The organism is Anaeromassilibacillus sp. SJQ-5 (genome assembly GCF_054108045.1).
Genome location: NZ_JBPJWQ010000001.1, coordinates 1,437,368 through 1,463,076, shown reverse-complemented (window position 1 = coordinate 1,463,076; position 25,709 = coordinate 1,437,368). Strand labels below are relative to the sequence as shown.

General features: G+C 60.5%; 24 protein-coding genes. 18 read left to right on the top strand and 6 right to left on the bottom strand.

The genetic code is table 11. The features are described from left to right. Positions 1-68 precede the first annotated feature (68 nt). From ACSAMM_RS06365 to ACSAMM_RS06325, 9 genes are all read left to right on the top strand, one after another. Positions 69-2,165 (top strand): efflux RND transporter permease subunit, encoded by a 2,097-nt coding sequence (locus tag ACSAMM_RS06365; RefSeq protein WP_457790541.1) that lies wholly within the window; start codon positions 69-71, stop codon positions 2,163-2,165. Further along, positions 2,155-4,191 carry a hypothetical protein gene (locus ACSAMM_RS06360; RefSeq protein ID WP_457790539.1) on the top strand — a complete coding sequence of 679 codons (2,037 nt, stop codon included), beginning with the start codon at positions 2,155-2,157 and terminating at the stop codon, positions 4,189-4,191. The genes ACSAMM_RS06365 and ACSAMM_RS06360 overlap by 11 nt, the downstream gene beginning before the upstream one ends. 456 nt (positions 4,192-4,647) lie before the next feature. Further along, complete coding sequence (gene aroQ / locus ACSAMM_RS06355) at positions 4,648-5,085, top strand: type II 3-dehydroquinate dehydratase (protein WP_178720563.1); 438 nt, start codon at positions 4,648-4,650, stop codon at positions 5,083-5,085. Between the two features lie 53 nt (positions 5,086-5,138). After that, complete coding sequence (locus ACSAMM_RS06350) at positions 5,139-6,212, top strand: M24 family metallopeptidase (RefSeq protein WP_457790537.1); 1,074 nt, start codon at positions 5,139-5,141, stop codon at positions 6,210-6,212. Further along, positions 6,209-6,634, top strand: coding sequence for a hypothetical protein (locus ACSAMM_RS06345; protein WP_457790535.1), 426 nt, complete (start codon positions 6,209-6,211; stop codon positions 6,632-6,634). Before ACSAMM_RS06350 ends, ACSAMM_RS06345 begins: the two co-directional genes overlap by 4 nt. A 128-nt stretch (positions 6,635-6,762) precedes the next feature. Further along, positions 6,763-7,320, top strand: a complete 558-nt coding sequence (efp, locus tag ACSAMM_RS06340) for an elongation factor P (RefSeq protein WP_178720559.1) — start codon at positions 6,763-6,765, stop codon at positions 7,318-7,320. A gap of 57 nt (positions 7,321-7,377) precedes the next feature. After that, entirely contained in the window at positions 7,378-7,827 is a 450-nt protein-coding gene (locus ACSAMM_RS06335; RefSeq protein ID WP_178720557.1) for a CD1247 N-terminal domain-containing protein, read from the top strand. A 453-nt stretch (positions 7,828-8,280) separates the two neighbouring features. Then, complete coding sequence (locus ACSAMM_RS06330) at positions 8,281-9,237, top strand: hypothetical protein (RefSeq protein ID WP_178720555.1); 957 nt, start codon at positions 8,281-8,283, stop codon at positions 9,235-9,237. A gap of 147 nt (positions 9,238-9,384) precedes the next feature. Continuing rightward, positions 9,385-10,188, top strand: a complete 804-nt coding sequence (locus tag ACSAMM_RS06325; RefSeq protein WP_178720553.1) for a hypothetical protein — start codon at positions 9,385-9,387, stop codon at positions 10,186-10,188. 68 nt (positions 10,189-10,256) lie between these two features. Here ACSAMM_RS06325 and ACSAMM_RS06320 read toward each other — a convergent pair whose 3' ends face one another. Continuing rightward, positions 10,257-10,949: a helix-turn-helix domain-containing protein gene (locus ACSAMM_RS06320; protein WP_178720551.1), complete on the bottom strand. Its 693-nt coding sequence runs from the start codon at positions 10,947-10,949 to the stop codon at positions 10,257-10,259. Between the two features lie 221 nt (positions 10,950-11,170). Between ACSAMM_RS06320 and ACSAMM_RS06315 the strand changes: the two genes are divergently transcribed. Then, positions 11,171-11,794 (top strand): histidine phosphatase family protein, encoded by a 624-nt coding sequence (locus tag ACSAMM_RS06315; protein WP_178720550.1) that lies wholly within the window; start codon positions 11,171-11,173, stop codon positions 11,792-11,794. A gap of 86 nt (positions 11,795-11,880) precedes the next feature. Continuing rightward, positions 11,881-12,726, top strand: a complete 846-nt coding sequence (locus ACSAMM_RS06310; RefSeq protein ID WP_457790531.1) for a DegV family protein — start codon at positions 11,881-11,883, stop codon at positions 12,724-12,726. Positions 12,727-12,797: 71 nt separating this feature from the next. On the opposite strand, the gene ACSAMM_RS06305 is transcribed toward ACSAMM_RS06310, so the two are convergent. From ACSAMM_RS06305 to ACSAMM_RS06285, 5 genes are read right to left on the bottom strand one after another with little or no spacing between them, the layout of a single operon-like run. Next, a complete protein-coding gene (locus ACSAMM_RS06305; RefSeq protein ID WP_178722125.1) occupies positions 12,798-13,148 on the bottom strand; it encodes a cupin domain-containing protein in 351 nt (116 codons plus the stop codon). A 20-nt stretch (positions 13,149-13,168) separates the two neighbouring features. Beyond that, positions 13,169-16,657, bottom strand: coding sequence for a competence/damage-inducible protein A (locus ACSAMM_RS06300; protein WP_457790529.1), 3,489 nt, complete (start codon positions 16,655-16,657; stop codon positions 13,169-13,171). A gap of 32 nt (positions 16,658-16,689) precedes the next feature. Further along, a complete protein-coding gene (gene thiI / locus ACSAMM_RS06295) occupies positions 16,690-17,868 on the bottom strand; it encodes a tRNA uracil 4-sulfurtransferase ThiI (protein WP_457790527.1) in 1,179 nt (392 codons plus the stop codon). A gap of 42 nt (positions 17,869-17,910) precedes the next feature. Beyond that, positions 17,911-19,515 (bottom strand): sortase domain-containing protein, encoded by a 1,605-nt coding sequence (locus tag ACSAMM_RS06290; protein WP_457790525.1) that lies wholly within the window; start codon positions 19,513-19,515, stop codon positions 17,911-17,913. 28 nt (positions 19,516-19,543) lie between these two features. Next, positions 19,544-20,683: a cysteine desulfurase family protein gene (locus ACSAMM_RS06285; protein WP_457790523.1), complete on the bottom strand. Its 1,140-nt coding sequence runs from the start codon at positions 20,681-20,683 to the stop codon at positions 19,544-19,546. A gap of 361 nt (positions 20,684-21,044) precedes the next feature. Here ACSAMM_RS06285 and ACSAMM_RS06280 point away from each other — a divergent pair, with 361 nt between their 5' ends. From ACSAMM_RS06280 to ruvB, 7 genes are all read left to right on the top strand, one after another. After that, entirely contained in the window at positions 21,045-21,425 is a 381-nt protein-coding gene (locus ACSAMM_RS06280) for a hypothetical protein (protein ID WP_457790521.1), read from the top strand. A gap of 46 nt (positions 21,426-21,471) precedes the next feature. Then, the gene (locus ACSAMM_RS06275; RefSeq protein WP_457790519.1) at positions 21,472-21,594 is read left to right on the top strand and encodes a hypothetical protein; all 123 of its coding nucleotides are present in this window, start codon (positions 21,472-21,474) and stop codon (positions 21,592-21,594) included. 271 nt (positions 21,595-21,865) lie between these two features. Then, positions 21,866-22,402, top strand: coding sequence for a nitroreductase family protein (locus ACSAMM_RS06270; RefSeq protein ID WP_457790517.1), 537 nt, complete (start codon positions 21,866-21,868; stop codon positions 22,400-22,402). A 20-nt stretch (positions 22,403-22,422) separates the two neighbouring features. Next, positions 22,423-23,205 carry a nucleoside phosphorylase gene (locus ACSAMM_RS06265; protein ID WP_178725704.1) on the top strand — a complete coding sequence of 261 codons (783 nt, stop codon included), beginning with the start codon at positions 22,423-22,425 and terminating at the stop codon, positions 23,203-23,205. Positions 23,206-23,374: 169 nt separating this feature from the next. After that, positions 23,375-23,878: a crossover junction endodeoxyribonuclease RuvC gene (gene ruvC / locus ACSAMM_RS06260; RefSeq protein WP_178725655.1), complete on the top strand. Its 504-nt coding sequence runs from the start codon at positions 23,375-23,377 to the stop codon at positions 23,876-23,878. Positions 23,879-23,918: 40 nt separating this feature from the next. Beyond that, complete coding sequence (gene ruvA / locus ACSAMM_RS06255; protein ID WP_457790515.1) at positions 23,919-24,521, top strand: Holliday junction branch migration protein RuvA; 603 nt, start codon at positions 23,919-23,921, stop codon at positions 24,519-24,521. Positions 24,522-24,593: 72 nt separating this feature from the next. Next, on the top strand, positions 24,594-25,637 hold the full coding sequence (ruvB, locus tag ACSAMM_RS06250) for a Holliday junction branch migration DNA helicase RuvB (protein ID WP_457792158.1): 1,044 nt from the start codon (positions 24,594-24,596) through the stop codon (positions 25,635-25,637). The last annotated feature ends 72 nt before the right edge of the window (positions 25,638-25,709 follow it).

Below are 25,709 nucleotides of genomic sequence, written 5' to 3'. Positions count from 1 at the left end.
TATAACTAGGCCTAAAAGTCAACAGCTGTTCATTTTAAATATTTCAAGTTTATTAGGAGGAGCGATCTATGGTCAAATTCGGCAAGGCGATCGTCAAGCTGCGAATTCCGATTCTGATCCTTGGGGTATTGCTGCTGATCCCATCGGTTTTCGGCATGATGAACACCAGGATAAACTACGATATGCTGGATTATCTGCCCGGGGACATGGACACGGTAAAAGGGCAGGACATTCTGCTGGACGAATTCGGCAAGGGCGCCTTTTCCCTGGTGGTGGTCGAAGGCATGGAGCCCAAGGACATCGCCGCCATGAGGGCGAAAATCGAAACGATCGAGCATGTGGAAACGGTGCTGTGGTACGACAGCCTGGTGGATTTGTCCGTTCCCATGGAAATGCTGCCCGATAAGCTTTATGAGGCCTTCAACCGGGGCGACAGCACCATGATGGCGATTTTCTTCGACACCTCTACCTCCGCGGATGAAACCATGGAGGCCATATCGCAAATTCGTTCGGTGGCCGGCAAGCAGTGCTTTGTTTCGGGTCTGTCGGCGTTGGTGACCGATTTAAAGGGCTTGTGCGAGCATGAGGAACCCATTTACGTCGCCCTGGCGGTGGTGCTGGCCTGTGCGGTTATGATGCTGTTTATGGATTCCTGGGTCATCCCGTTCATCTTCCTGATGAGCATCGGCATGGCGATTCTCTACAACCTGGGCAGCAACTTCTTTATGGGCGAGATTTCCTACATAACCAAGGCGTTGTCCGCCGTTCTGCAGTTGGGCGTCACCATGGACTATTCCATTTTTCTCTGGCACAGCTACTCCGAGCAGAAGGTCCGCTTTCAAGGGGACAAAAACCGGGCCATGGCCCACGCCATTTCCAACACCATCACGTCGGTGGTGGGCAGCTCGGTGACGACGGTGGCCGGTTTCCTGGCGTTGTGCTTCATGACGTTCACCTTGGGGCGGGATTTGGGCCTGGTCATGGCCAAGGGCGTGGTCTTGGGCGTAATCGCCTGTATCACCATCCTCCCGGCCATGATTCTCGTGTTCGATAAGCTGATTGAGAAAACCCGGCATCGCCCGCTCCTGCCCAAAATGGATAAGTTCGTGGGCTTTGTCACCAAGCGATCCTGGATTTTCCTGGTGGTTTTTCTCATTGCTCTGGTTCCCGCGTTTTATGGCTACCGGAATGCGAAGGTTTACTACGAGCTGAGCGAGGCCCTTCCCAAGGATATGGAGAACATCGTCGCCACCACGAAGCTGCAGGAGACCTTCGATATGGCGTCCACCCACATGATTCTGGCCGACGCCAAGCTGTCCGCCAAGGACGCGAAGGCCATGATGGACGAAATCGAAACCGTCGACGGCGTGAAATATGCCATCGGGTTTAATAGCCTGGTCGGCTCGGCTGTTCCGGAGGAAGTTCTGCCCGAGTCGCTGACCAGTCTGCTTAAGAGCGATAAGTATCAGCTCATGCTGGTCAGTTCCCGGTACAAAGTGGCGTCCGACGAGGTCAACCGGCAGGTGGACGATATCAACGCCGTATTGAAAAAGTACGACAAAAACGGCATGCTCATCGGGGAAGCCCCCTGCACCAAGGATCTGATCACCGTCACCGACCGGGATTTTAAGGTGGTCAACATCATTTCCATCGCGGCGATTTTCATCATCATCGCCCTGGTGCTGAAATCCGTCACCCTGCCGGTCATCCTGGTGGCGGTCATTGAGTTCGCCATCTTCATCAATCTGGGCATTCCCTTCTATACCGGCACGGCCCTGCCCTTTGTCGCCCCCATCTGCATCAGTACCATCCAGCTGGGCGCCACGGTGGACTATGCCATTCTGATGACCACCCGGTACAAAAAGGAGCGCTTCCGGGGCCGGGATAAGCATGAGGCCGTCAGGACGGCCCTGTCCGCGTCCATTCCCTCCATCACCGTCAGCGCTCTGGGCTTTTTCGCCGCCACCTTCGGCGTGGGCCTGTACTCGGATATCGATATGATTGGCTCCATGTGCAACCTGATGGCCCGCGGCGCCATCATCAGTATGCTATCGGTCATTCTCATTCTCCCCGCTATGTTCCTGCTGTTCGATAAAGTGATAGGCAAAACCACCCTGGGCATGCGGCCCAAACAGTCTCAAGGAGGTATCGGTCATGAAAAATAAGCTGCCTGTTAAAATTCTTGCCATCCTGCTGTCCTGCGGGCTGCTGACCGTGGGCGTGGGGGCCGCCCTGGCCCTGCAGCCGGCGGACGCCGCGCCGCCGGCTTCCGCCGCAACCAAGGAGCCGCAGCCGGCCGGCGCGGTTCAAAAGGAAGAAACGGTATACGTCTTGGCCAACGCCGACGGCACCGTGAGGAAAATCATTGTCAGCGACTGGCTGAAAAACACGCTCAAGCAGGACGTAATCGCCGACAAAAACGAGCTGTCCGAGGTGACGAACGTCAAAGGCGACGAGGGCTATTCCATGAACCCCGACAATATGCGGCTGTGGGACGCGAAGGGGCAGGATATTTATTATCAGGGCGAGATCCAGAAAAAGCTGCCTGTGGACATCTCCATCTCTTACAAACTGGACGGCCGCAGCATCTCCGCCGAGGAACTGGCCGGTAAAAGCGGCAAGGTCACCATGACCTTTACCTACACCAATAACCAGAAGCAGCCGGTGACCATCGATGGAAAAACGGAGGAGCTGTATGTGCCCTTCGTGATGCTGACCGGCATGATTCTGGACAACGATCACTTCCAGAATGTAACCGTCAGCAACGGCAAGGTTATCAGCGACGGGGATAAGAGCGTGGTTATCGGCTTTGCCCTGCCCGGTATGCAGGAGAATCTGAATCTTCCGGCGGATCGGCTGGAGCTTCCCTCCAGCGTGGAAATCACCGCCGACGCGACGGCGTTTTCCCTCATGACCACCATGACCATCGCCACCAACGATGTGTTTAACGAACTGGATCCCGACAAGCTGAACGATCTTAATCAACTGGGCGATTCGCTCGATGAACTCGGCGCAGCCGCCGGGAAACTGGTGGACGGCTCCTCCGCGCTGTACGGCGGCCTAAGCTCCCTGCTTGCCAAATCGGGCGACCTGATTAAGGGGATCGACCAGCTGGCCGCCGGCGCCAAGGAGCTGAGCGCCGGCGCCGGGAAGCTGCAAGGCGGCGCCGCCGATTTGCAGTCCGGCGCGAACGAGCTGGCTGACGGCCTGCAGCAGCTGTCTAAAAACAGCGCGGCCCTGAATGAGGGGGCTCAAACCGTCTTCAACACCCTCCTGGCCGCCGCCGATTCCCAGCTGGCCGCCGCCGGGCTGCAGACGCCGAAGCTGACGATCGACAATTACGCGAAGGTTCTCGATCAGATCCTCGCCTCCCTCAGCGAGGAGGCGGTGCGCAAGACCGCCGACGCGGCGGCGTTGGAAAAGGTCACCGCGGCGGTGAATGCGCAGGAAAGCGCCGTGCGCGCCCAAGTACAGGCGGTTGTTCGAAACCGCGTGCTGGAGGCGGTTCTGCAAACGCTGCATCCGCCCATCACCGTGGAGCAGTTCGCGCAGGCCCCCAAGGAGATACAGGCCGCGGTTAATGCCGCCGTGGATCAACAGATGGGCACCGACGCGATAAAGGATCAGGTGGATACCACCGTCCGGCAGCAAATCCAGCAGCTGATCGCGGATACTATGAAAAGCGCCGAGGTGCAGGCTCAAATTGAAGAAGCGGTGCAGAAAGCGGCCGCCGGCCGGGACAGCATCCAGACGCTGCGTAAGCAGCTGGACAGCTATCAGGAATTCTACACCGGCCTGCGGACGTATACCGCCGGCGTGGACGCGGCGGGCGCGGGCAGCGGCCAGCTGAAGGATGGTGCGGCGGATCTGGCCGGCGGCGCGGCGGATTTAGCGAAAGGCGCCGACCAGCTCTTAGCCGGTGTGCTGGAGCTGCAGAAGGGCGGCGCCGCCCTGATCGGCGGCGAGAAGGAGCTGAAAGCCGGCGCTATGCAGCTGTCCGACGGCATGAAGGAATTCAACAACAACGGCATCAAAAAGCTGACGGAGGTGTACGATGGCGACGTCAGCGTCCTCGTGGAACGTGTAAAAGCCGTCATCCGCATCTCCAAGAGTTACCAGACCTTTGCCGGCGCGTCGGATGAAACCGACGGCAGCGTGAAATTCATCTACAAGACCGACGGCATCGAATAGCCTCAAGCACCCCGCCATTTCGGCGGGGTGCTCAGTCTGTCAAAAAAGGGAATCCGCCATTCGTGAAACGAAAAAAGCGGAGGCGGGTTACCAATCGGTGTTTGCGAGGACATGTGCCTCGCAAACACACCTTATAGGCGAAAAATAACGGAAACACGTGTGTTTCCGTTATTTTTCAAGAGCAGGGGTGGTACTGGCGGGGATAGAGGGAGCAAGGCGAGTATAACGAGCCGCCGCGATCCGGCATCCCCGTCCAGCAGCGTGTCGACTTTGTCGACACGCTGAGCCCCCCGCCATTTCGGCGGGGGGCTTTTCCGTCCGGCCGCCTCTTGCTATTTTAAGGAAATTGGGGTATGATAAAAAGAAATAGGACGCCGTGGAGAAAGGCTGGCAGGTGCTGCCGATGTGAATCGGCAGCATTTTTCGTCCGTTCCACAGCCGAAAGGATGATGCGCGATGGCGGACAAAAGGGTATTGGTCATGAACGGCCCGAACCTCAATTTGCTGGGGATGCGGGAACCGGGTGTGTACGGCGACGAGAGCTACGACGCCATCTGCGCGCGGGTGGAGGAGCAGGCCCGGGCGCTGGGGCTGCAGGCGGACTTCTTTCAGTCCAACAGCGAGGGCGCGCTCATCGACCGGCTGCACGCCGCCATGGGCGTATACGACGGCATCGTGCTGAACGCCGGCGCCTACACCCATTACAGCTATGCCATCCGGGATGCCATCGCGGCCATTCGGCTGCCGGTGGTGGAGGTGCATCTGTCCAATATCCACGCCCGGGAGGAGTTCCGGCACACATCGGTCATTGCGCCGGTCTGCCGGGGGCAGATCGCGGGCTTCGGGCCGGCAAGCTATACGCTGGCGCTCCACGCGCTGCGGGAGCTGCTGTAGAAGCCGCCTAAACTTCGCGAAATCGGCTGCCTGCGGGCGGAAGAGGGAGGTATATGATGACAACGTATTGGGAACGCCTCGCGTCCCGGCTTCCGGACGGCGGCAGCGCCGCACTGGTTACCTCGCCGCATAACCGCCGGTATCTGACCGGCTTTCCCTCCAGCGACGGCTGTGTTCTCATTCTGCCGGACGCCGCGTATTTCCTGACGGATTTCCGCTATATCGAGGCGGCGCGCCGGCAAATCCGTTCCATGGAATGCCTGTGCTATCAGCGCCTGACGGACACCCTGCGGGAACTGACGGAAAAGCACGGCGTCCGGAGGCTGCTGGTGGAAGCGGGGCAGATGACCCTGCGGGAAAGGCGGAAGCTGCGGGAGACCCTGTCGGGGGATGTCGAGGATGGGGACGAGCTGGACGACTGGCTGGAGGCGCTTCGATTGATCAAATCCCCGGATGAGCTGCGCCGTATCCGGGAAGCCCAGGCGCTGACCGCCTACGGCTTTGAGAAAATACTCGACTATATCCGTCCGGGCCGGACGGAACGGGAGATTGCTCTGGAGCTGGAATTCCTTATCCGCCGGCAGGGGGCGGAGGGGATCGCTTTTGATTTCATCGTGGTGTCGGGCGCCAATTCCTCCTTGCCGCACGGCGTGCCGTCGGACAAGGCGGTGGAACCCGGGGACTTTGTGACGATGGACTTCGGCGCGGTGGTGGACGGCTGGCATTCCGACATGACCCGCACCGTCGCGGTGGGGCGCGTCGGTGAGAAGCAGCGGGCGGTATACAATACCGTGCTGCGGGCCCAGCAGGCGGCGCTGGCGGTGCTGCGGGCCGGCCTTCCCTGCGTCGAGGGGGACGCCGCCGCCCGGCGGATTATCGAGGCGGCCGGTTACGGCGGCTGCTTCGGACACAGTACGGGGCACGGTGTCGGCGTGGAAATCCACGAAGCGCCGCGCTTGTCGCCCGGCGCGGCGGGGGAGAGGCTGGCGGCCGGCAGCGTGGTGACGGTGGAGCCGGGCATTTATATCCCGGGCGAATTCGGCGTGCGCATCGAAGACATGGCATTTATTACGCCGGACGGCTGCGAAAATCTGACCGGCTGCCCGAAGGAATTGATGGTGCTGTGATGGATAAGAACGACTGGTCGCCGCTGCTGCAGCTTGCCCTGGGGGATGCGACCATGCTCAAAGAGCTCCTCCGCGAGCCTATTGCGGAGGAAAAGCCGGAGCCTGGGGAGGAGATTGTGCCCGCGATGGCCCAGGCACTGGCCGATTGGGCGGCCCTCCTGCCGGGAGACGTTGTGACGCTGGGGGGCGATCCCACCTATCCCATGCCGCCCGTCCTGCGCAGCGGTGACGGCTGGCTGGATTTCTACGAGCTGACCGGCGGGGAGGAGGCGGAGCGGGTGGATACCCTGGCCGGGGATTTCAACCGCTATGCCGCCGCGCATCCGCAGGAGGCCCGTGCGGTGTACCGGCTGGCGGCGGAGAAGCTGAAGCCGGCCGGCAAAACGCTGATTTTTCAGAATAAACCGGCCGAGAGCCGCTAGAGACCTTTCGGAATCCCCAAAAACTGCCGGTTTCTGCTGTGGAAAGCCATGTTTTTCGAACTTGGGGCTTGCAATCTATCCGCCGATACGGTAGAATGGGATACAGTTATGAAAATGGAGGAATAACAATGGTATCAGCAGGTGATTTTCGCAACGGCGTGACGTTTGAAATGGACGGCAACGTCTATCAGATTATCGAATTCCAGCACGTCAAGCCGGGCAAGGGCGCCGCTTTCGTGCGCACCAAAATCCGCAACGTAATCGCCGGTACGGTGGTGGAAAAAACCTTCAACCCCAACGATAAATATCCCACCGCTTTCGTTGAGAGAAAGGATATGGAATACTCCTACAACGACGGCGATTTGTATTATTTCATGGACAGCGAGACCTACGAGCTGCTGCCCATCGGCAAGGATATCCTGTCTGACAACTTCCGCTTTGTCAAGGAGAACATGATCTGCAAGGTCATGTCCTATAAGGGCAAGGTCTTCGGCGTGGAACCCCCGAACTTCGTGGAACTGCAGGTGACCACCACCGATCCGGGCTTCAAGGGCGACACCGCCACCAACGCCACCAAGCCCGCCACCCTGGAGACCGGGGCGGAAATCCGGGTGCCCCTGTTTATCGACGAAGGGGAGATGATTCGGGTGGATACCCGTACCGGCGAGTATATGGAGCGTGCATAATTCCCCGAAGATGTGCGCAAATTATAAAAATATTCAATATTAAAGGAGGGACAGCACATGACTGTCACAGAAAAGGTTGCCTATTTGAAAGGGTTGGCCGAAGGTATGGCCATCGACGAGAATTCCAAGGAAGGCAAGCTGCTCAAAGCGATTACCGACGTTCTGGCGGATCTGGCCCTGAGCGTAGAGGATCTGGAGGATTACACGGCCGAGCTGACCGAGCAAGTGGATGCCATCGACGAGGATCTGGATGCGCTGGAATGCGATTTTTACGATGACGACGAATGCGAGTGCGGCTGCGATGAATGCGGCGACGAAGACTGGGACGGCGAGTTTTACGATGTGACCTGCCCCAACTGCGACGAAGAATTCAGCGTGGACGAGGAAACCCTGATGGAGGGCAGCATCGAATGCCCCAACTGCGGCGAACACCTGGAATTCGATATCGACGAGTGTGACGAGGAAGGCTGCGACTGCGGCTGTCACCACTGCGAAGAAGACAAATAAGCATCCCCTTTGCAAGGCCCGCCGATTTTTTCGGCGGGCCTTGAGACTGTCAAAAAGGGGAATCCGCCATTCGGAAAACGAAAAAAGTGGAGGCGGGTTACCTATTTGTGTTTGCGAGGACATGTGCCTCGCAAACACACCTTATAGGCGAAACCTGGCGGAAACACGCGTGTTTCTGCCAGGTTTCAAGAGCAAGGGTGGTACTGGCGGGGACAGAGGGAACAAGGCGAACGTCAGTGAGCCGCCGTGATCCGGCGTCCCCGTCCAGCAGCTTGTCGACTTTGTCGACAAGCTGAAGGCCCGCCGAAAAAACGGCGGGCCTTGCTGTGATCTGTCCGCAGCCGCGCATGGGTTCCGTCAACGCCGGGCATACTAAAGGAAACGGCGGAGCGGACGCGTCAAGGCGTTTCGCTTCTCTTTTCAACAGAAATGCGAAAGGACGGGGCTTTAAGTATGCGTCTGGCGGCCAGGGGGCGAGCGTGCCTGAAAGGGCAATGGGCGGGCGCCGTGACGGTCCAGCTGACGATGCTGGCGGCGGGCGCTTTTTTGCTGGTATTGGAATTGCTGCTGCTGCGGCTGACCGGCATCGGCATGGCGGAAACCGTGCATGTGCCCGACTGGCTGGCAAATGCCGGCCTGTGGCCGCATGCCGCCATCATCGCCGGCGTCGCGATGCTGGATCTGCTGCTGGTGTCTCCTCTGCGTTTGGGGGAGGCTGCTTATTATTACCAGCTGACGCAGGGACAGGCACGCGCCCGGGAGGCGACCTGCGCCTTCCGGGCGGTGCGGGATACGGGCAGCCTGACGGTGCCTCAGTCGGCCACCCACGAATTCGTGCCTGTGCGCCCGGAAACGCCAAAGGTGCCGGTGCGCACCATCTGGGGCTTTTATCGGAAGGGATACGGCAAGGCGGTGGGCTGGCGGCTGGTCATGTGGGGCTGGCGCACCGTCTACGGCCTCGCCTGCTTCGCGCCCGCCACCCTGCTGTGGGGGTACAGCGAGGTGCTGCGGGTAAGCGGCGACGCCTCGTCGCTGACGGACGTAACCCGGCTGTTCTGCGGCCTGTTCGGTCTGTTCGCCCTGGCCGCAGGCTGGGTGGTGCAGCAGCTGATGATGCTGCGCTATCTGCCGGCCCAGTTCCGGCTGGCCGAAGGGGCATCCCTGCGGGAGGCCTTGCGGGATTCCCGGCGGCTGATGAAGGGGAATACCGGCGACGCCGCTTGGATGTATATGGGGTTTTCCGGCTGGCTGGCCGCCTGCCTGTTCGTTATCCCTATTGTATACGTATCCCCCTTGTTTTTGACCACCCGGGCGATCTTTGTCCGGCGGCTGGCACCCGCGGTGAAAAAGCGCCCGGCCGCTCTGCCGGCCAAAGCCGGCCCCCGTCCCGGCCGGCAGCCTTCCGTCTAAGCGGAGAGCTGCCGGCTTTTTTTCCAGAATACCGCTGTGGGAATCGGCGGATTGTCGCCTTGCAATTTCATGGGATCAACGGTATAATATATCCTATATACCAACCATAAGATGAACAAGCGAAACGCTCGGAAAGGACAAGTACATATGCCGAAGAAAATTAAGCAGGAGGATACCGACCTGTACAAGAAGCTGCTGGTCGGTTTCTCCTTTGGACAGCTGGTGCTGGGCTTCCTCTATTTCATGTTTGCCGCCATCAACCTGCCGACCATCGCCGTCCTGTTGGGGATCAGCATCGTCTGCATGATATTGGTCAGAGCCTTCTGGGAGGATAAGAAATTCATCCGCATTCTGGTGCGGGTGGTGTCCCTTACCTTTATCCTCGGCGTCCTGATACTGGTGGCGGTCACCGGCATCATGGGCCTGTCCTCTTTGGGCAATAACGCCAGCAGCTTGGAAAAAGAGTATATATTCCAGCAGGTAGCGGTGCTGCTCTGCGCGTTTTTTCAGTCGGTGCTGCTGGGGTTCTGCCCGGCGCTGGCCATGGCTTATCTGCGGGGGCACGGCTGGGACATCATGGCCCTGCGCATCGTCTCCGTCGTGGAATTGGTGGTGGCTGTCTGTACGGCGCTTTTCACCTATCGGTATGACGCTATCCAGCTCTCCATCGATAACCTGTATTTCAGCATTTTCTTTGTGCTGTGCGTGGCGGTGACCACGGTGCTGACCTTCCTGGTGTTTCCTCCCTTCGCCAAGAAAAAGGGGCTGCTTGCCCAGCCGAAGAAGGCCGCTGCGCTGTCGGCCGAACCGGAGGCGGCCCCGGAGGAGGAACCCGCCGCGCCGGCCAAACCCGTTTTCCGGGATTTGGGGGACGAAAAGCCCCTCCCGCCTGAGAAGAAGAAGCGCCGCCCCTCGGACAAGGATAAGCTTGGCCGCAGGAAAAGCGAGTAAGGCCGGCCCGTTATCCGATATAAAAAACCGACAGGCCGTGCGCGGCCTGTCGGTTGCTTGTTTCTGCTTTATTCGGCCTTCAGCCGGGTTTCCGCGTTGCGCAGCAGGTTGAATAGGGACGAGGCGAAGAGCGGGTACTGGGCGGAGATATCGTCGGGCAGTATGGCGGGCAGCTTGTCCGCTGCCACGCCCGGTTCCCCGCCCACGGTGAACCCTTGGGTCAGCCGGCCAATGCGGGCTGTCGCTTTGCCGGATTCCCCCAGCAGGGAGGGGAGAAACAAAAATTCCTCCACCGAAAACATAGCGGCGGGGTTCTTGGGATTGGCGGAATATATTTGGCGGAACACCGCGTAAACCGCCAGCATCAGGTAAGAGGAAACCTCCGTGGTCAGCGCCTTGTTGTTGCATTTCTGCAGCAGGTCGAACAGGATATGCAGCGAGTTGACCAGCAGCTTTTTGTTCAGCACCGGCAGAACGCTGCCCCGAAACTGATTGTCCCGGGCGGCGGGGTCGTTTTCCGGGATTTCATCCACGGCGATGACCGCGCCGGTTTTGTCCGCCGTACGCCCCAGCAGATAGTCGCAGGAGACGCCGTAATAATCGGCGGCCCGTACCACGAAATCCAGGCCGCATTCCCGAATGCCCTTTTCATAGTGGGACAACAGCGCCTGTGAAACCTGCAAATCGGCCGAGACCTGCTTTTGACTGACGCCGCGCTCTTTGCGCAGCAGGGTCAGGATTCTTGGAAAAGCGGTGTTCATGAAAACCCTCCAGCAGACAATTTGGAATCCGCAAGCGCGCCAAAATATGGGAGAGCCCTCAAAACGGCGCATCTGGCCCCAAACCCGCTTTTCCGGCATACCTCAAAATTCATCGCGGAAGGGCAGGCTTAGAGCCAGTCATATACTGTATGTTTACGATTATACTCTATTTTGATACCCTTTGTAAATCGTCAAAATGTGATTTTTAAGGAGAAAATTTGATGAAAACTTACAAAATCCACCTCATTCGACATGGACAGACCGAAGCCAACGCCAAGGGGCTGTACATCGGCATGACCGACCTGCCGTTATCCCCGGAGGGGCTGGCCGAATTGCTGACGCTCAAGCGGGAATATACCTACCCGGGCGCCGCTCGTTTTTTCACCAGCCCCCTGACCCGCTGCAAGCAAACCTTGGAGGTGCTATATCCCGGCTGCCGGCAGGAAGTGGTGGACGGGCTGGCGGAATGCGATTTCGGGGACTGGGACGGCCGCAGCGTGGCGGAACTGCAAAGCGATCCGCTTTTTCTACGCTGGATGGCAGGAGACAGCGGGGTCAAAATTCCCGACGGAGAGAATGCCGACGCCTTTCAAAAGCGGGTGATGGCGGCCTTCGAAGAGCTGGTGCAGGAATTGATGCGTTCGGGGGATACCGAAGCGGTGGTCTGCACCCACGGCGGCGTGATCATGCTGCTGATGATGGCCTACGCTCTTCCCAAGCTGGAAATGAGCGATTGTGTGGCGGAAAGCGGCAACGGCTTCACGCTGCGCATCACGCCTTCCGTCTGGATGCGGGAGCCGGTGGCCGAGGCGCTGTGCATGATTCCCTGGAAAGCGGAGGAATAAAGCGGGTCAGACGGTGGTTGACAAGATAGTTCCGCCTATGGTACAATGCCGTTTAGTTTGATTATCAAAATAAACGGAGGTAAGGCATGGCCGTCAGAATATTTACGGACAGCGCGTGTGATTTGGAGTTTTCAGAGCTGGAAGCCCTGCAGGTGGAGCTGCTGCGCATCCCGGTTTTCTTTGATGAGGAACGGTATATAGAAGGCGAAAATCTTACCCGGGAAGAGTTTTATGAAAAGCTGGCCGTATCGGAGCGGCTGCCCAAAACCGCCCAGATTACGCCGGTGGAGTTCGAGGAGGCGTTTCGTCCTTATGTGGAAGCGGGGGAGGAGATTGTGGTGCTGCCCCTGGCCAAGGAGCTCAGCGGCACCTATCAGTCCGCCTGCATCGCAAAGGAGCAGTTTCCCGAGGCGGTCATCCAGGTGGTGGACACCCGGCAGGTCACCTTTGGTTTGGCGCTTTTGGTCCGGCAGGCGGCGGCTCTGCGGGACGCCGGGCACACCGGGCCGGAAATCGCTGAACAAATCGGCCGTTTGGCGGCTCGGGTGCGGCTGTACGCCGTTATCGACGATTTGAAATATCTCCGGCTTGGCGGCCGCCTATCCTCCGCCGGCGCGGTGCTCGGCACCCTGCTGGGGATTAAGCCGATTATCAGCGTGCAGGACGGCCAGGTGGTCTGCGTGCATAAGGTGCGGGGCCAGAAGGCCGGCTGCGCTTATGTGCTGGAGCGGGCTGGACAGGAAGGGATCGATCCCGCCCTGCCGGTTTGCTTCGGACACAGCCACCTGCCCGGCGCGGCGGAAGAACTGCGGGATATGGCCGGGTCTCTTCTCGATGGCTGCGGACAGATCCATTGCTGCAGCATCGGCCCGGTGGTGGGCACCCATGCCGGGCCCGGCTGCGCCGGCTTTGCCTTTTTCGTCAAAGAATAAAAAGCGTCCGGCGGTCATTCCGCCGGACGCTTTGTTATGCTTACTGAATAGATAAATTCGGTACGCGGTATCTAGGAGTCACCGTTGATGATCAAAGCCATAAATTCCAAATTGTCTTTCCCGGTGTTGGCCAGCCCGTGACCGCTGCCCGAAGGGGTAAAGGTTACGTCGCCGGGCCCCACGTCCAGCATCGCACCGTTGTCGTTGTACCGGCCGGAGCCGGTCAGAATATAGTAGGTTTCGCTGTTGCCGTGATGCTCGTGATACCCCAAGGAACAACCCGGTTCCAGGGTTACCCGGGCGAACAGTTTGACCTTGCCGTCCATCTCCTTGTCCCCCAGCAGGGGTTCGATAAGGACATGGCCGTCCCCGCCGCATTTGTGTTCCGTCCGCTCCACGGTGCGCTCTTCCGGTTTTGTCATGGGATCGTCCTCCTTGGCCGTCAGCCGTTCCAGTTGGGCTTGACCAGCTGGTGGCGGCTGGATTTGTTGATGCTGTAATAATGGGTGAGGATTTCGTCGTATGTCCAGCCGCGCATTTTCCCGCCGTCGGACACACGCAGTTCGTTGGCGTAGCCCATGGCGCCCGTCTGGCTCATGCCGCAGCCATGTCCCGCGCCCCACACCTGGAAGGTCACGGTCTCGTTATTATAGGCCTCCACCCGGAAACAGTGGGACCAAAATCGCTGCCCGTTAAAATTGTCCAGCGCCTTGCGCACATCCTTGCCGGCCAGATAGCGCTTTTCGCTGCCGTTCATGCAATAAAACCCGCTGGTCTTGACATATTTGCCCGGCCCGCCGTCGTATTCCACCTGGAACCCGGCGTCATAGCTGACGGTGCCGCCGAACGCCTTCTGCATCTGTGCGTCAAAGTCGGAACGGGAAAGGCTGTACGTGGTGGAGACCAGGGAGGGATTGTTCGTGTATTTCTCGATATAGGTCTTGGTGTCATATGTACTCGCGACCGAGCGCAGGTAAGGCCGCGCTGAGACGAAGACGTTCTCCGAATTGGCCGTTACGCCGGGGGAGGAGGCGAAATACATGGCCTCAATCGGCGCTTTCGCCGGATCGGACTGCTTCACATCGAGAATTTTAATCCCCAATACGTTACCCACGGCCTGATAAATCTTTTGATCGTTCTCGTTGCCGTCCACATCCAGAGAAACCGTGGAAAAATTGAATGGATACGAATCCTTGCCAGATTTGGAGGCGTTGTAATTCAGCACGTAGGTGTAGGACGCCACCGCCTGGGCCTCCCAGGCGGCGGTGGAATTCACAGCCGTCCGGGCATTGCCCATTTCCGCCTTGACGATGCGGGCCAGCGCCAGCTGCAGCTCTTTCTTCTGATTGGCCGGGTCGGTGCTGATGGTCAGCAATTGATCGGCCTTGGCGTCGTATAAACGGAAATTTTTGATATAAACGCTTTCCGGCTCGACGGCGTCCCGTATGGTGGTTTCCGGGGGCTCGTCGCCGCTTGGCGGCGCCGAGGTGCTGCCGGTGGTCGTGGTGGTGACAGAGGCCCGGCTGGTGGTCGTGGTGGAACTGGACGTGGTGCCGTCCTGTGAACCGGTCGGTACCGATGAGCCGGTGACCGTGGTGGATTCCCCGGTTTCGCCGGATACCCCCTCCGTGCCCGTCGTGCTGGCGCCTTCGGTGAGGGACGCGGCGGTGGATTGCGCGGTACGGGCGGTCGTTGTTACCGAAGGATTGGCTTTTCTCCATGCCTCCGGCATAATGACGTCGCTGTTTTTGGTCGTGGTCGTCAGATGGATCGCTTCATCCTCCCCATCCCGCAGCCTGCGGGCGGCCACCACGATCTCCGCGCCGGAAAACCTCATCTCTACATCCGCCGGAACAGAGAGGAACAATAGGGAATCGTTGGCTTCCACCTGTACGGGCGTGTCGTACAGGGAACGGTCGCGTGTTTCGGCCACAAACTTAAGAAAGGCCGCTTCGTCGGCAAAGGTCGTGCGGTTATACGAGAAGGCCGTATCGTTCCGATCCAGCACCATGACGGCATAGGGGACCCACTTGCCGTTGGTGAACAGCGTGTTCATCTCCACCAAGGGGTGCTGAATCAGAAAATCCAGTTCCCGATAGCGCACCACGTCGGAAAACATCTGTCCGTCCTGCAGGTTGTTGCCGTAAATGGTCAGCGTCCGGTTGACGGACTGCGCGTTGACCAAAGCGGCCGTGCTGTCGAAGTAAGGCACGCCGTAGGGGGAATAGCGCCGGTCGTAGTTGTGATCGCGGTAGAACTGGTTCCTCGTATCCTTCATGACGGGATAGTTGACGTTGGTGCCGTCGATTTTTATCCAGCCGCCGATGTCCTTGTTCCGGTCGTACAGTCCATAGAAGCGGGAGAGCATGCCCTCCGGATATTTCTTGCTCGACAGAACGTCGGGGGGGAGGGAGCCCGGATCGTTCCCGTAAATCTCCAGGATTTCACCGAACAGCGCCCGGTTGCTCACCGGCATAAGCACGAACTGATTGATCAGCAGCCCGCCCGTCACCAGCACGGCCAGAACCGCCACCCAGGCGACGATTTTCCATACTCGTTCCTTAAGAGAATCCCCTTTCCAAGGGAAAATGGTGGCCAAAAACCGCCGCTGCTTGCCGGATTTGGGGGCGACGGGGATTTGCGGGGCTGCCTCCTTTGGCTCCTCCAGGGTTTCGCCGCCCGCCATGACGGCGGGAAGCGCTTCTAAATAGCGGCGGGTGAGATCCAGCGCGTGGGAGGTGGCGATGTACCGGACGTATTCCCGCTCGCCGCCCGAATGCCCGGCCACGATTTTTTTCACCCAGGTGCGCTTTTCATCCGCCAGGGCAATAAACACGGTACCCACCGGCTTGCCCTCGCTGGTTTCCGGCCCGGCGACCCCGGTGATACCGATGCCCAGGTCGGCCTGGCCCACCCGCCGGGCGCCGACGGCCATGGCGCTGGCCACCTCGGCGCTGACGGCCCCGTATTTCTCCAGCAGCTCCTCGGGCACGCCGAGAACCTGATGCTTGATTTCCTTGGAATAGGCGGCGATGCCGCATTCAAAGACAGAAGAAACCCCCGACACCTCGGTCAGACGCCCCGACAGCATACCGGCGGTGCAGGACTCGGCCGTGGCGATTTTCTTGCCCTTTTCCTTTAAAAGAGTGACCACCGCTTTCTGCAGGCTGCCGCTGTCCACCCCGTAGACAGCAGCCCCGAGTCTCTTGCGGATTTCCTCCACAATGGGGGCGCAGAGCGTCCTGGCCGTTTCGGTGTCCGCGGCGCGGGCCGTCACCCGCAGCGTGACCTCTCCGTCCTTGGCATAGGGCGCGACGGTGGGGTTGGCCTCCGACAGCAGGTCGGCCAGCCGCTCCGCCACCGTGGATTCCGGTATGCCGAACACACCCACGGTTTGGGAAAAGATGGTGCCGCCCGAAAACTTGGACAAATAGGGCGCTACCTTATCGTTGAACATGGGGATGAGCTCCGCCGGCGGACCGGGCAGCAGGATGACCACGTGGCCGTCCCGCTCGATGGCGCAGCCGGGCGCGGTGCCGTGATCGTTGGGAAAGACGACGCATCCTTCGGGCAGCATGGCCTGCTTCTTGTTGCTGGGGCTTAGCTCCCGCCCGGTGTTGGCAAAGTATTCCTGGATGCGCGCCCAGCTCTCCTCGTGCAGCATCAGCGGAATATCCAGCACCTCGCAGACGGTTTCCCGGGTCAGATCGTCCGGCGTGGGCCCCAGCCCTCCGGTAATCACCACCATGTCGCTGCGGCTCAGCGCCAGAGACAACACCTGCTTAAGGCGGGCGTTGTTGTCGCCCACCGTGGATTGATACAGCAGCTGTATCCCATACGCGGCCAGCTCCCGGGACAGAAACTGGCTGTTCGAATTGAGAATATCCCCGAGCAGCAGTTCCGTGCCCACTGTGAGTATTTCAGCGTTCATAATGACCTCCAAGCGTTGCTGTCCGAAAAATCTTAGGAAATGCTGCGACGGCGGACACCCGCCAGCGCTTCGGCCATCAGGGCGTCGATGTTCAGCGCCTTTTCCGCTTCCTCCACCATGGCCAGCTTGGGCCGGGTGCGGGGATGGCGGGGGGTGAACACCGTGCAGCAGTCCTCGTAGGGCTGGATCGATATATCAAAGGTGTCGATACGGCGGGCAATGGCGATGATTTCATCCTTATCCATGCCGATGACCGGCCGGAACACCGGCATGTCGGCCACCGCGTCGGTGCAGGCCAGGGCCGGAATGGTCTGACTGGCCACCTGCCCCACGCTTTCGCCGGTAATCAGGGCGCCGCATTGCTCCGTCTTGGCGATGGAAGCGGCCAGCCGCATCATGAACCGGCGCATGATCAGCGTAAAAAGCTCTTCCGGGCAGCTGCGCTGGATTTCCTCTTGGATGTGGGTGAAGGGGACGATGTGCAGCTCCATCCGCCCCGCGTACCGGGCCACCTGCTCAAGAAGGGAGACCACCTTCATCTCCGCCCGCTCGCTGGTATAGGGCGGGGAGGCGAAATGCACGCAGGTCAGCTCGATGCCCCGCTTGGCCATCATGTAACCGGCCACGGGGGAATCGATGCCTCCCGAGATCAGCAGGGCCGCCCGTCCGCCGGTGCCCACCGGCATGCCGCCCGCGCCGGGCAGCTGCGCCGCGTGAACATAGGCGCCGAAATCGCGGATTTCCACCATCACCACCACGTCGGGCTGATGGACGTCCACCCGCAGATGGGGATAAGCCTCCAGCAGACAGCCGCCCACGTCGGCGCAGATGGCGGGGGATTTCAGCGGAAACTCCTTGTCGCTGCGCCGCGCCTCCACCTTGAAGGTGCGGGCCTGTGTCAGCGCCGGCTTCAGATAAGACGCCGCCGCCTCGCGGATGGCCTCCATCTCCTTGGGCACCATGCGGGCGCGGGAAAAAGCGGAAAGACCGAACACCCGGGATACCCGATCGCAGGCCTCGTCCAGGTCGGCCGCGTCGTCCTGCGGCTCGATATAAATGGTGGATTGGGCCTTGCGCAGATGAAAGTGGCCCAGCGGGGTCAGCCGCCGGCGCAGGTTCTTCATCAGCACCGCCTCGAAGGTGCCGCGGTTCAGCCCCTTCAGAGCCAGCTCGCCGCATTTGATCAATAGGATTTCATTACAGTCTGCCATGCATCGTTACATCCGTTTCTTTTGTGTTTTCATGCCGCCGCATCATGCCGCCGGCGTTTCTTCTGTGGGGTCGGTGCTCGGTTTCGTCGTCGCGTCGGTCGGCTCGGTAGGTTCCGTCGGCGGATCGGTAGGCGCTTCGCTCGTCGGTTCCGTCGGCGCCTCGGTGTCCCCGCTGGAGGGGGTCTCGGAGGATGGCGTTCCCGTCGTGGTCGTGGTGGTCGGGGCCGTCGTTGGCGGCGGCGTGTTGCCGGACGTGGTGCCCGGCGTCACCGGCGTTGTGGTGGTGGGCTTCGTGGTCGACTCACCCAGCGTCGTGCCGGTGCTCCCCTCGGTGGGGGTGGTGCTTGCGGTGGTGCCCGCCGGCAGAGTGCCGGTGCCGCCGCTCGAGGTGGTGGTGACGTTCACGGTGGGGATCACATAACTGGGATCCGTATAGAAGGGATGAGGATCCTGCTTTTGATTGAGATACCATTGATAAGGCATGATCGCGTCGTCATTTTTCACGATGCGGGAGGTGTCCACGGTGTTGGCCTCCCCGTCCCGCACCCGGCGGGCCACCACGGCCAGACGGCCGTCGTCCAGCACGCTTTTGTTGGTGCAGGTGGAGAGAATGAGCAGATCGTCGTCCGCCGTCACGTCCACGCTGTTATAGTCGTAAATCGAATGAGCCCGCAGCTCGTTGACAAAATTGAGGAAATCCGCGTCCCCGGAAAAATCGGTGCGCAGATAGTTGAAGCGGTACCGGCTCTCCTTCTCGGCGTTGTCAATCATGACCACGGCGAATACCTTGTACTCGTTGCGATGGTACAGCGTATTCATGGTGATAAGCGGCGCGGAGCGCACGTTGTAGACGCTGTTGAGAAATTTGTTGATGCCGGAGAACATCTGCCCGCTGGCCATATTATGCCCATAAATGATGGAAACTTTGTTATGAGAAGCAGGCGTATCGATTACGTTGCGCTTGTCAAAGAACAGCGCGCCGTTTTTGTTGTTGTTCCCGTAAAAATCCTTGGTCAGATATTTGTCGTTATCCCCGGAATACAGGATGGGATAGCTGATTTTCAGAAAATCGTTTTTCGCGTTGGAGTTGTACTTGATCCACCCCCGCAGCTCGGTGTTGATGGGGTATATGTTCTTGAACGCGTCGTCGATGCCCTCGGGGAAGGGGAAGTCCTTGTATTTGTCCAGCACTGCCGCCGGGTTGTTGGGATCGTACATCTCGTCCAGGGTGCTGTACAGCCGGTCGTTGTTGGCCGGCACAATGACCATGTCATACACGATGTAGGACACCGAGCCGATGAGCACCAGCAGCGCGATGAGAAACACGCACTTGCGCACGATTTCCAGCGGCGCGTCCCCTTTTTTCGGCACCACATTGCCCAGCATATCGAGCAGAACGTCGGTGAATTTCTGCCGGGGCGCCGCCGCTTCCTCGCCGGCTTCCGGCGACTCGAACACCAGCGCGTAGGCTCCCGGGGCATCGTCCTCCGGCGGCGCGGCGGGATTCTCCACCTCAGCTGCGGCCTTGTCTACCTCGGCGCTTTTCCCGCCGCTCTGGTAGTCTTTCATCAGCCGGAGCACCTCCAGCTCGTTGGCCATATCGTCATCCATGGGCGGCAGGCCGCCCGGTTTTCTGTCCTTTTCCATTGGGTACCTCCATTGTCAGGAATGGCCTTCAGCGGCCTTTACGCGCCAGAGAGGCCATGGCCTCCTCCAGGGCGTCGAGAAACTGGCGGATGTCCTGCTCCGTGTTTTCATAGCAGAAACTCAGGCGCAGGGCGCTGTCGATTTCCGGGGACGGCAGCCCCATGGCGGTCAGCACGGGGCTTTTGCGCCCCTTGGAACAGGCGGAGCCGCTGGATACGGACACCCCCCGCTCGGCGAGAAAATGCAGCAGCGTTTCGCTGCGCAGGCCGGGAACGGAAAGATGCACAATGTAGGGAACCCCTCCCTCGGGCAGATGGAACCGGATGTCGTCCCGTCCGCCGAGTTCGCGGAGCAGCAGAGCGCGCAGCGCCTCGTAGTGCCGCCGCTGATCCTCGAAGGGGGGCAGCGCGGCGGCCGCGGCGCCGAAGGCGGCGATGAGCGGCACCGGCTCGGTGCCGGAGCGCAGCCCTTTTTCCTGCCCGCCGCCCAGCGCCCGGGGGACCACCCGCACGCCCTTGCGCAGATACAGGGCACCCACCCCCTTGGGGGCGTGCAGCTTGTGTCCGCTGACCGACAGGGCGTCCACACCCATCTTCTCGGGGAATACCGGGATTTTTCCGGCGGCCTGCACCGCGTCGCAGTGGATAAGCGCCTGGGGCGCGCGGCGCCGGATAAGCGGCGCCGCCTCCTCGACGGGGAACCGCGCGCCGGTTTCGTTGTTGACCAGCATGACGCTGACCAGAATGGTGCCCTCCCGGCAGGCCGCGGCAATTTGCTCCGCCGTCAGGCGTCCCTGTTCATCGGGAACCAGCCGGTCGACCTGCGCGCCTTCCTTTTCCAGCGCGTCGAAAGCGGCGGCGACGGAGGGGTGCTCGACGGCGGTTGTGACCGCGTGGCCGCCCCGCCGCTTGCGCGCGGCCCAGCCGCCCAGAATTGCCAGGTTGTTTGCTTCGGTGCCGCCGGAGGTGAAGATCAGCGTGTCCGGCGGGCAACCCAGCAGCTTGGCGACCGCCCGCCTGGCCGCCGTCAGTTCCTGCTCCGCTGCAAAGCCGACGGTGTGCAGGGAGGAAGGGTTGCCGTAGCAGCCGGTCATCATTTCATACGCCTTGTCGGCCGCCTGTTTGCAGACGGCGGTGGTGGCGCTGTTGTCCAAATAGGCTTGCTTCACGAATTTAACCACCCAGTCTGTAAGGGGAGGAGCCGCCGGGTGCCGCCGGACGAACGCGCGTCCCGCTTTCCCACAAGAAGCCCCCACCCCGTATTGACATCTTATTATATAACAAAACGCTCCGGGATACAACCTCTTGTTTTTATGGAATTTGCGTCGGACACCCCAAACGCACGGTTTTTTGCCGGCGGAAAGACGAAGATAACAAGATTGTCATTTTTACAGCCCGGAGGTTTCAAAAGTGTAATCAGTTTGTAATCAAAAACGGTATAATTCCCGCGAAAAATCCAATACAATAAAAGCATGGAAAAACACAAACACCGCCGCCGGGCGGCCGCATAACAGGAAGGATGTGACCTCTGTGAAAAAGAAGATGGGACAAATCGGTGTCGTGACGCTGCTGCTAGTGCTGCTGACTGCCTTTATGGGGGTCATGGCCAGCGCGGAGGAAGGCGGCTATTGGACCGAACAGCTGGACGAGGAAGGCCGCGTCGTGCGGATTTTTACGTATACCGAGCCGGTAGACATCACTGAGAATGAAGGCGAGCCCATGGACGACGCCGATTATGCCGTCCCCGAGGAGCCGGCCGCCGAGATGGTGCAGGTTCCCGTCTATCTGGCGGGCGCGGACGCCGCCCCGGCTCCCGCCGCCGAGCAGACGACCGGCATTACCGCCGGCATGGTCGTCGTCGGCATGGTGACGCTGGCCGGTCTGGCCTTCGCTCTGTATAAAGCCATTTAACAGCGGCATTGCCGGATTCTCGCGGACGTGAAAGGATGTGACGGATATGCAAAAGGCTTGGGCGCTGCTCCTGGTTCTGGCAGCTCTGGCCGGAGGACTGCTCTGCTGGGCGAAAAAACTGCAGGACCGCCGGCACAAACCGCTTGTGGAAACGTTTCACAACCGGTAAATGAACAGAGAAAGGCATGCCAACATACGAGGGCGCATTGCAAAATACAGGATTTTGCAATGCGCCCCTGAAAAACCGCTTGCGGGCCGTAATTTGCGGCCCGCATTTTGCGTCTTTACAGACGCAAAACCGCGCTTTTTCTGGTTTGTGCGTGTGTTTATCCATGGCGCAGCAGCCGTTTTTTGTCTGCCGGCGCTTCTTGCAATCCGGCGGCCGGGATGCTATAGTTAGAGCAAATCCAGCCAAGCTTTATGGGAAAGGAAGACCCGCGATGGAATCGTTTATAGAATTGGCGCGGCGCAGGCAAAGCTGCCGCCGCTATGACCGGCGGCCGGTGGAACCGGAAAAACTGGAGACCTGCATCGAGGCGGCGCGTCTGTCTCCCTCGGCCTGCAACAGCCAGCCCTGGGGCTTTACCGTGGTGACCCGCCCGGTTTTGCTTCCCGAGGTGGCCGCCTGCGTCCAGCAGCTGGGCATCAACGCATTCACGGCGGACTGCCCCGCCTTTGTCGTGGTGACGGAGGAAAAGGCGACCCTCATGAAGCGCCTGGACGGCGTGGTGGACAGCCAGCATTTCGCCTCTATCGACGTGGGCCTGGCGGCAGCACACCTCTGCCTCCAGGCGGCCGACCTGGGACTGGGTACCTGTATCATGGGCCTGTTCGACGAGGCGCGGCTGCGCCGCCTGCTGGATATTCCCGCCCAAAGCCGGGTGCGCCTGGTGATCGCCGTGGGCTATCCGGCCGAGGACGCGCCGCGTCCCAAGCAGCGCAAGGCGATGGAATCCGTCGCCCGGTTTATTCGGTAGGAAGGGAGCGGACAACCTTGATGAATTTCAACAGCGAAAAGATGTATCATATCGGCCTGCATCCGGAGCAGGGAGCGGGCTATGTCCTGCTGACCGGGGATCCGGGCCGGGTGGAGAGCATCGCCCGCCGGCTGGACAGCCCCGAGCCGGTGGCCTGCAACCGGGAGTACACCTCTTGGGCGGGGAACCTGGCCGGCCGTCGGATGCTGGTGATCTCCCATGGGATCGGCGGCCCATCCACCGCCATCTGTGTGGAGGAGCTGGTCAAATGCGGGGCCCATACCCTCATCCGGGTGGGAACCTGCGGCGGGATGGCGCACAAGGTGGTGGGGGGCGATCTGGTGGTCGCCTCCGCCGCCATCCGGCAGGAGGGCACCTCCCGCGAATATCTGCCGGTGGAATTCCCGGCCGCCGCCGATTTTGCCGTCACCCGGGCGCTGGCGGACAGCGCCGCCAGGCTGGGCCATCCCGCGCATACCGGTGTGGTGCACTGTAAGGATTCCTTCTATGGGCAGCACAGCCCCGAGGCCTCGCCCGTGGCCCCGTGGCTGAAGCTGCAGTGGCAGGCCTGGCTCAAGGGCGGCTGCCTCGCTTCCGAAATGGAATCCGCTGCTCTTTTTATTCTCGCCGCCTCCCTGGGCGTGCGGGCCGGCTGCGTCCTGACGGCCATATGGAACCAGGAACGGGCGGCCGCGGGCTTGTCCAATCCCCGCTGCGAGGACAGCGGCCCCGCGGTGGAAACCGCTCTGGAAGCCCTGCGCATCCTGATGGACGAGGAAACCGCTGAAATCCGCCGGGAGTGACGAAGTTTCGTTGTCAAATGCGCACAGAAATTTTGTTCGTATTTGGCAAAAACCAGAAGGGGCGATATTGCCCGCGTGCGGTTCCTGTGCTATAATTGAAAGGATAAGGCGTATATATCATTACCGGAGGAAATTCCCTCCGCGGGGACAGGGGAGAGTGACGGCGTCCATGATCATTTTAGGGATCGACCCGGGGTATGCCATTGTGGGCTGGGGCGTCGTGCGGTATGAACGGGGGCGCTTCACCCCTCTGACCTTCGGCGCCATCACCACCCCGGCGGGGATGGATTTTTCCCGCCGGCTGGAGGTCATTTACGACGAAATGGCCGTTCTGCTCGCGCAGCATAAGCCGGACGCCCTGGCGGTGGAGAAGCTGTATTTCAAAAACAACCAGAAAACCGCCATCGATGTGGCGGAGGCCCGGGGTGTTATCCTGCTGGCCGCGCACAAAAGCGGCACGCCCCTGTACGAGTATACCCCTTTACAGGTGAAAAGCGCGGTGACGGGCTACGGCAAGGCGGAAAAGCCCCAAGTGATGGAGATGACCCGCCGGCTGCTGCGTCTGGCCGAGGTGCCCCGGCCGGACGATACGGCCGACGCCCTGGCTATCGCCATCTGCCACGGCCAGTCGGGCGGCACCGCCCTCAAAAGGAGCTTGGCGGGCCGCGTGTAAGGGGCGAAAACTTTCCAGTAAATATCAGGAGGCATAGGCCATGCTGTACAGCGTAAAAGGCGAACTGATTCATATGGAACCGCAGATGGCGGTCATTTGCTGCGGCGGCGTGGGCTTCCGCTGCCGCATTACCATGAACACGGCCCGTCAGCTTCCCGCGGTGGGGAGCGAGGCGATGCTCTATACCATGATGAACGTGCGGGAGGACGCTATCGAGCTGTTCGGCTTTGCCGACCAGGGGGAGCTGAACTGCTTCAAGCAGCTGACCGCCATCACCGGCGTAGGTCCCAAGGCGGCCATCGCCATTTTGTCCGAACTGTCCCCCGAACGGGTGGCCCTGGCGGTGGCCGGCGGGGATTACAAGACCCTGACCCGCGCGCCGGGGGTTGGTCCCAAGCTGGCCCAGCGGATTGTCTTGGAAATGAAGGACAAGGTGGGCGCCCTGCAGACGAGCGGCGGCGCAGAGCTGCCCCAGGGGGCTGCCGTGTCCGCCGCCGGCAACGCCGCCGAGGCGGTGAATGCCCTGTCAGTGCTGGGCTTCACGCCGGGCGAGGCGTCCGCCGCCGTTGGAAAGCTGGACAGCGCCCTGCCGGTGGAAACCCTGGTGCGCCAGGCTCTCAAGTCTCTAGGCAGAAAGAGCTGACCGACTCGTGTCTCATAAAAAGGCGGATCCGCTGGTTTTCGCCGCAGGAAGGAAAGGACGTCGACCGTGGAAATGGATTACGAAAACCGCATGATATCCGCCGAATACCTGCCCGAGGACGACGGCGACAACCCGCTGCGTCCCCGCACCCTGGCCGAATACATCGGCCAGGAAAAGGTCAAGGATAACCTGTCGGTCTTTATCAACGCGGCCAAGATTCGTGGCGAGGCCCTGGATCACGTGCTGCTGTACGGCCCGCCCGGCCTGGGCAAAACCACCCTGGCGGCCATTATTGCGGCGGAGATGGGGGTCAATTTCCGCATCACCTCCGGCCCCGCCCTGGAACGGGCGGGGGATCTCGCGGCCCTGCTGACCAATCTGGACGAGGGCGACGTGCTGTTTATCGACGAAATTCATCGTCTCTCCCGCACGGTGGAAGAGATTCTGTACCCGGCGATGGAGGACTTCGCCATCGATATCATGAACGGCAAGGGCCAGGGCGCGGCCTCCATCCACCTGCCTCTGCCGAAATTCACTCTCATCGGCGCCACCACCCGGGCGGGGCAGCTTTCCGCCCCCCTGCGGGATCGGTTCGGCGTGGTGCTGCGCCTGGAGCTGTATACCCCCCGAGAGCTGGCCACCATCGTCAGCCGTAGCGCCCGGATTTTGAACATAGAATGCGACGAGGACGGTGCTTTGGAGATCGCCTCCCGCTGCCGGGGAACCCCCCGTATCGCCAACCGGATGCTCAAGCGGGTGCGGGATTTCGCCCAGGTCATGAACGACGGCGTCATCAATACCGACACCGCCCGGCAGGCGCTCGATCGCCTGGAGGTGGATGAGCTGGGCCTGGACATGGTGGATCGGCGGATGCTGGAGGCCATGATCCGGCACTATAACGGCGGCCCGGTGGGCCTGGACACCCTGGCGGCGGTCATCGGGGAGGAATCGGTGACCATCGAGGATGTCTACGAGCCCTATCTGATGCAAATCGGCTTCCTCACCCGGACGCCCCGCGGCCGGGTGGTGCTCCCCGCCGCCTACGCCCATCTGGGCCTGCCCGTCCCGGGCCAGCCCTCGCCTGAACAACCGAATTTATCGTTTTTTGATAACTGAATTCCGCGTATATTCCGCCTGTTGTGGGACAGGCGTAATATAGAATCTGTCACTGTGTGGGAAAGAGGTACT

Bases quoted from the DNA above. Each gene is read 5' to 3' on its own strand.
- ruvC (WP_178725655.1), top strand. From the start codon at position 23,375: ATGATCATTTTAGGGATCGACCCGGGGTATGCCATTGTGGGCTGGGGC.
- thiI (WP_457790527.1), bottom strand. From the start codon at position 17,868: ATGGCAGACTGTAATGAAATCCTATTGATCAAATGCGGCGAGCTGGCT.
- ACSAMM_RS06275 (WP_457790519.1), top strand. From the start codon at position 21,472: ATGCAAAAGGCTTGGGCGCTGCTCCTGGTTCTGGCAGCTCTGGCCGGA.
- ACSAMM_RS06325 (WP_178720553.1), top strand. From the start codon at position 9,385: ATGCCGAAGAAAATTAAGCAGGAGGATACCGACCTGTACAAGAAGCTG.
- ACSAMM_RS06320 (WP_178720551.1), bottom strand. From the start codon at position 10,949: ATGAACACCGCTTTTCCAAGAATCCTGACCCTGCTGCGCAAAGAGCGC.
- ACSAMM_RS06330 (WP_178720555.1), top strand. From the start codon at position 8,281: ATGCGTCTGGCGGCCAGGGGGCGAGCGTGCCTGAAAGGGCAATGGGCG.
- ACSAMM_RS06305 (WP_178722125.1), bottom strand. From the start codon at position 13,148: ATGACAAAACCGGAAGAGCGCACCGTGGAGCGGACGGAACACAAATGC.
- ACSAMM_RS06300 (WP_457790529.1), bottom strand. From the start codon at position 16,657: ATGAACGCTGAAATACTCACAGTGGGCACGGAACTGCTGCTCGGGGAT.
- efp (WP_178720559.1), top strand. From the start codon at position 6,763: ATGGTATCAGCAGGTGATTTTCGCAACGGCGTGACGTTTGAAATGGAC.
- ACSAMM_RS06265 (WP_178725704.1), top strand. From the start codon at position 22,423: ATGAATTTCAACAGCGAAAAGATGTATCATATCGGCCTGCATCCGGAG.
- ACSAMM_RS06350 (WP_457790537.1), top strand. From the start codon at position 5,139: ATGATGACAACGTATTGGGAACGCCTCGCGTCCCGGCTTCCGGACGGC.
- ruvB (WP_457792158.1), top strand. From the start codon at position 24,594: ATGGATTACGAAAACCGCATGATATCCGCCGAATACCTGCCCGAGGAC.
- aroQ (WP_178720563.1), top strand. From the start codon at position 4,648: ATGGCGGACAAAAGGGTATTGGTCATGAACGGCCCGAACCTCAATTTG.
- ACSAMM_RS06290 (WP_457790525.1), bottom strand. From the start codon at position 19,515: ATGGAAAAGGACAGAAAACCGGGCGGCCTGCCGCCCATGGATGACGAT.
- ACSAMM_RS06270 (WP_457790517.1), top strand. From the start codon at position 21,866: ATGGAATCGTTTATAGAATTGGCGCGGCGCAGGCAAAGCTGCCGCCGC.
- ACSAMM_RS06360 (WP_457790539.1), top strand. From the start codon at position 2,155: ATGAAAAATAAGCTGCCTGTTAAAATTCTTGCCATCCTGCTGTCCTGC.
- ruvA (WP_457790515.1), top strand. From the start codon at position 23,919: ATGCTGTACAGCGTAAAAGGCGAACTGATTCATATGGAACCGCAGATG.
- ACSAMM_RS06310 (WP_457790531.1), top strand. From the start codon at position 11,881: ATGGCCGTCAGAATATTTACGGACAGCGCGTGTGATTTGGAGTTTTCA.
- ACSAMM_RS06335 (WP_178720557.1), top strand. From the start codon at position 7,378: ATGACTGTCACAGAAAAGGTTGCCTATTTGAAAGGGTTGGCCGAAGGT.
- ACSAMM_RS06315 (WP_178720550.1), top strand. From the start codon at position 11,171: ATGAAAACTTACAAAATCCACCTCATTCGACATGGACAGACCGAAGCC.
- ACSAMM_RS06365 (WP_457790541.1), top strand. From the start codon at position 69: ATGGTCAAATTCGGCAAGGCGATCGTCAAGCTGCGAATTCCGATTCTG.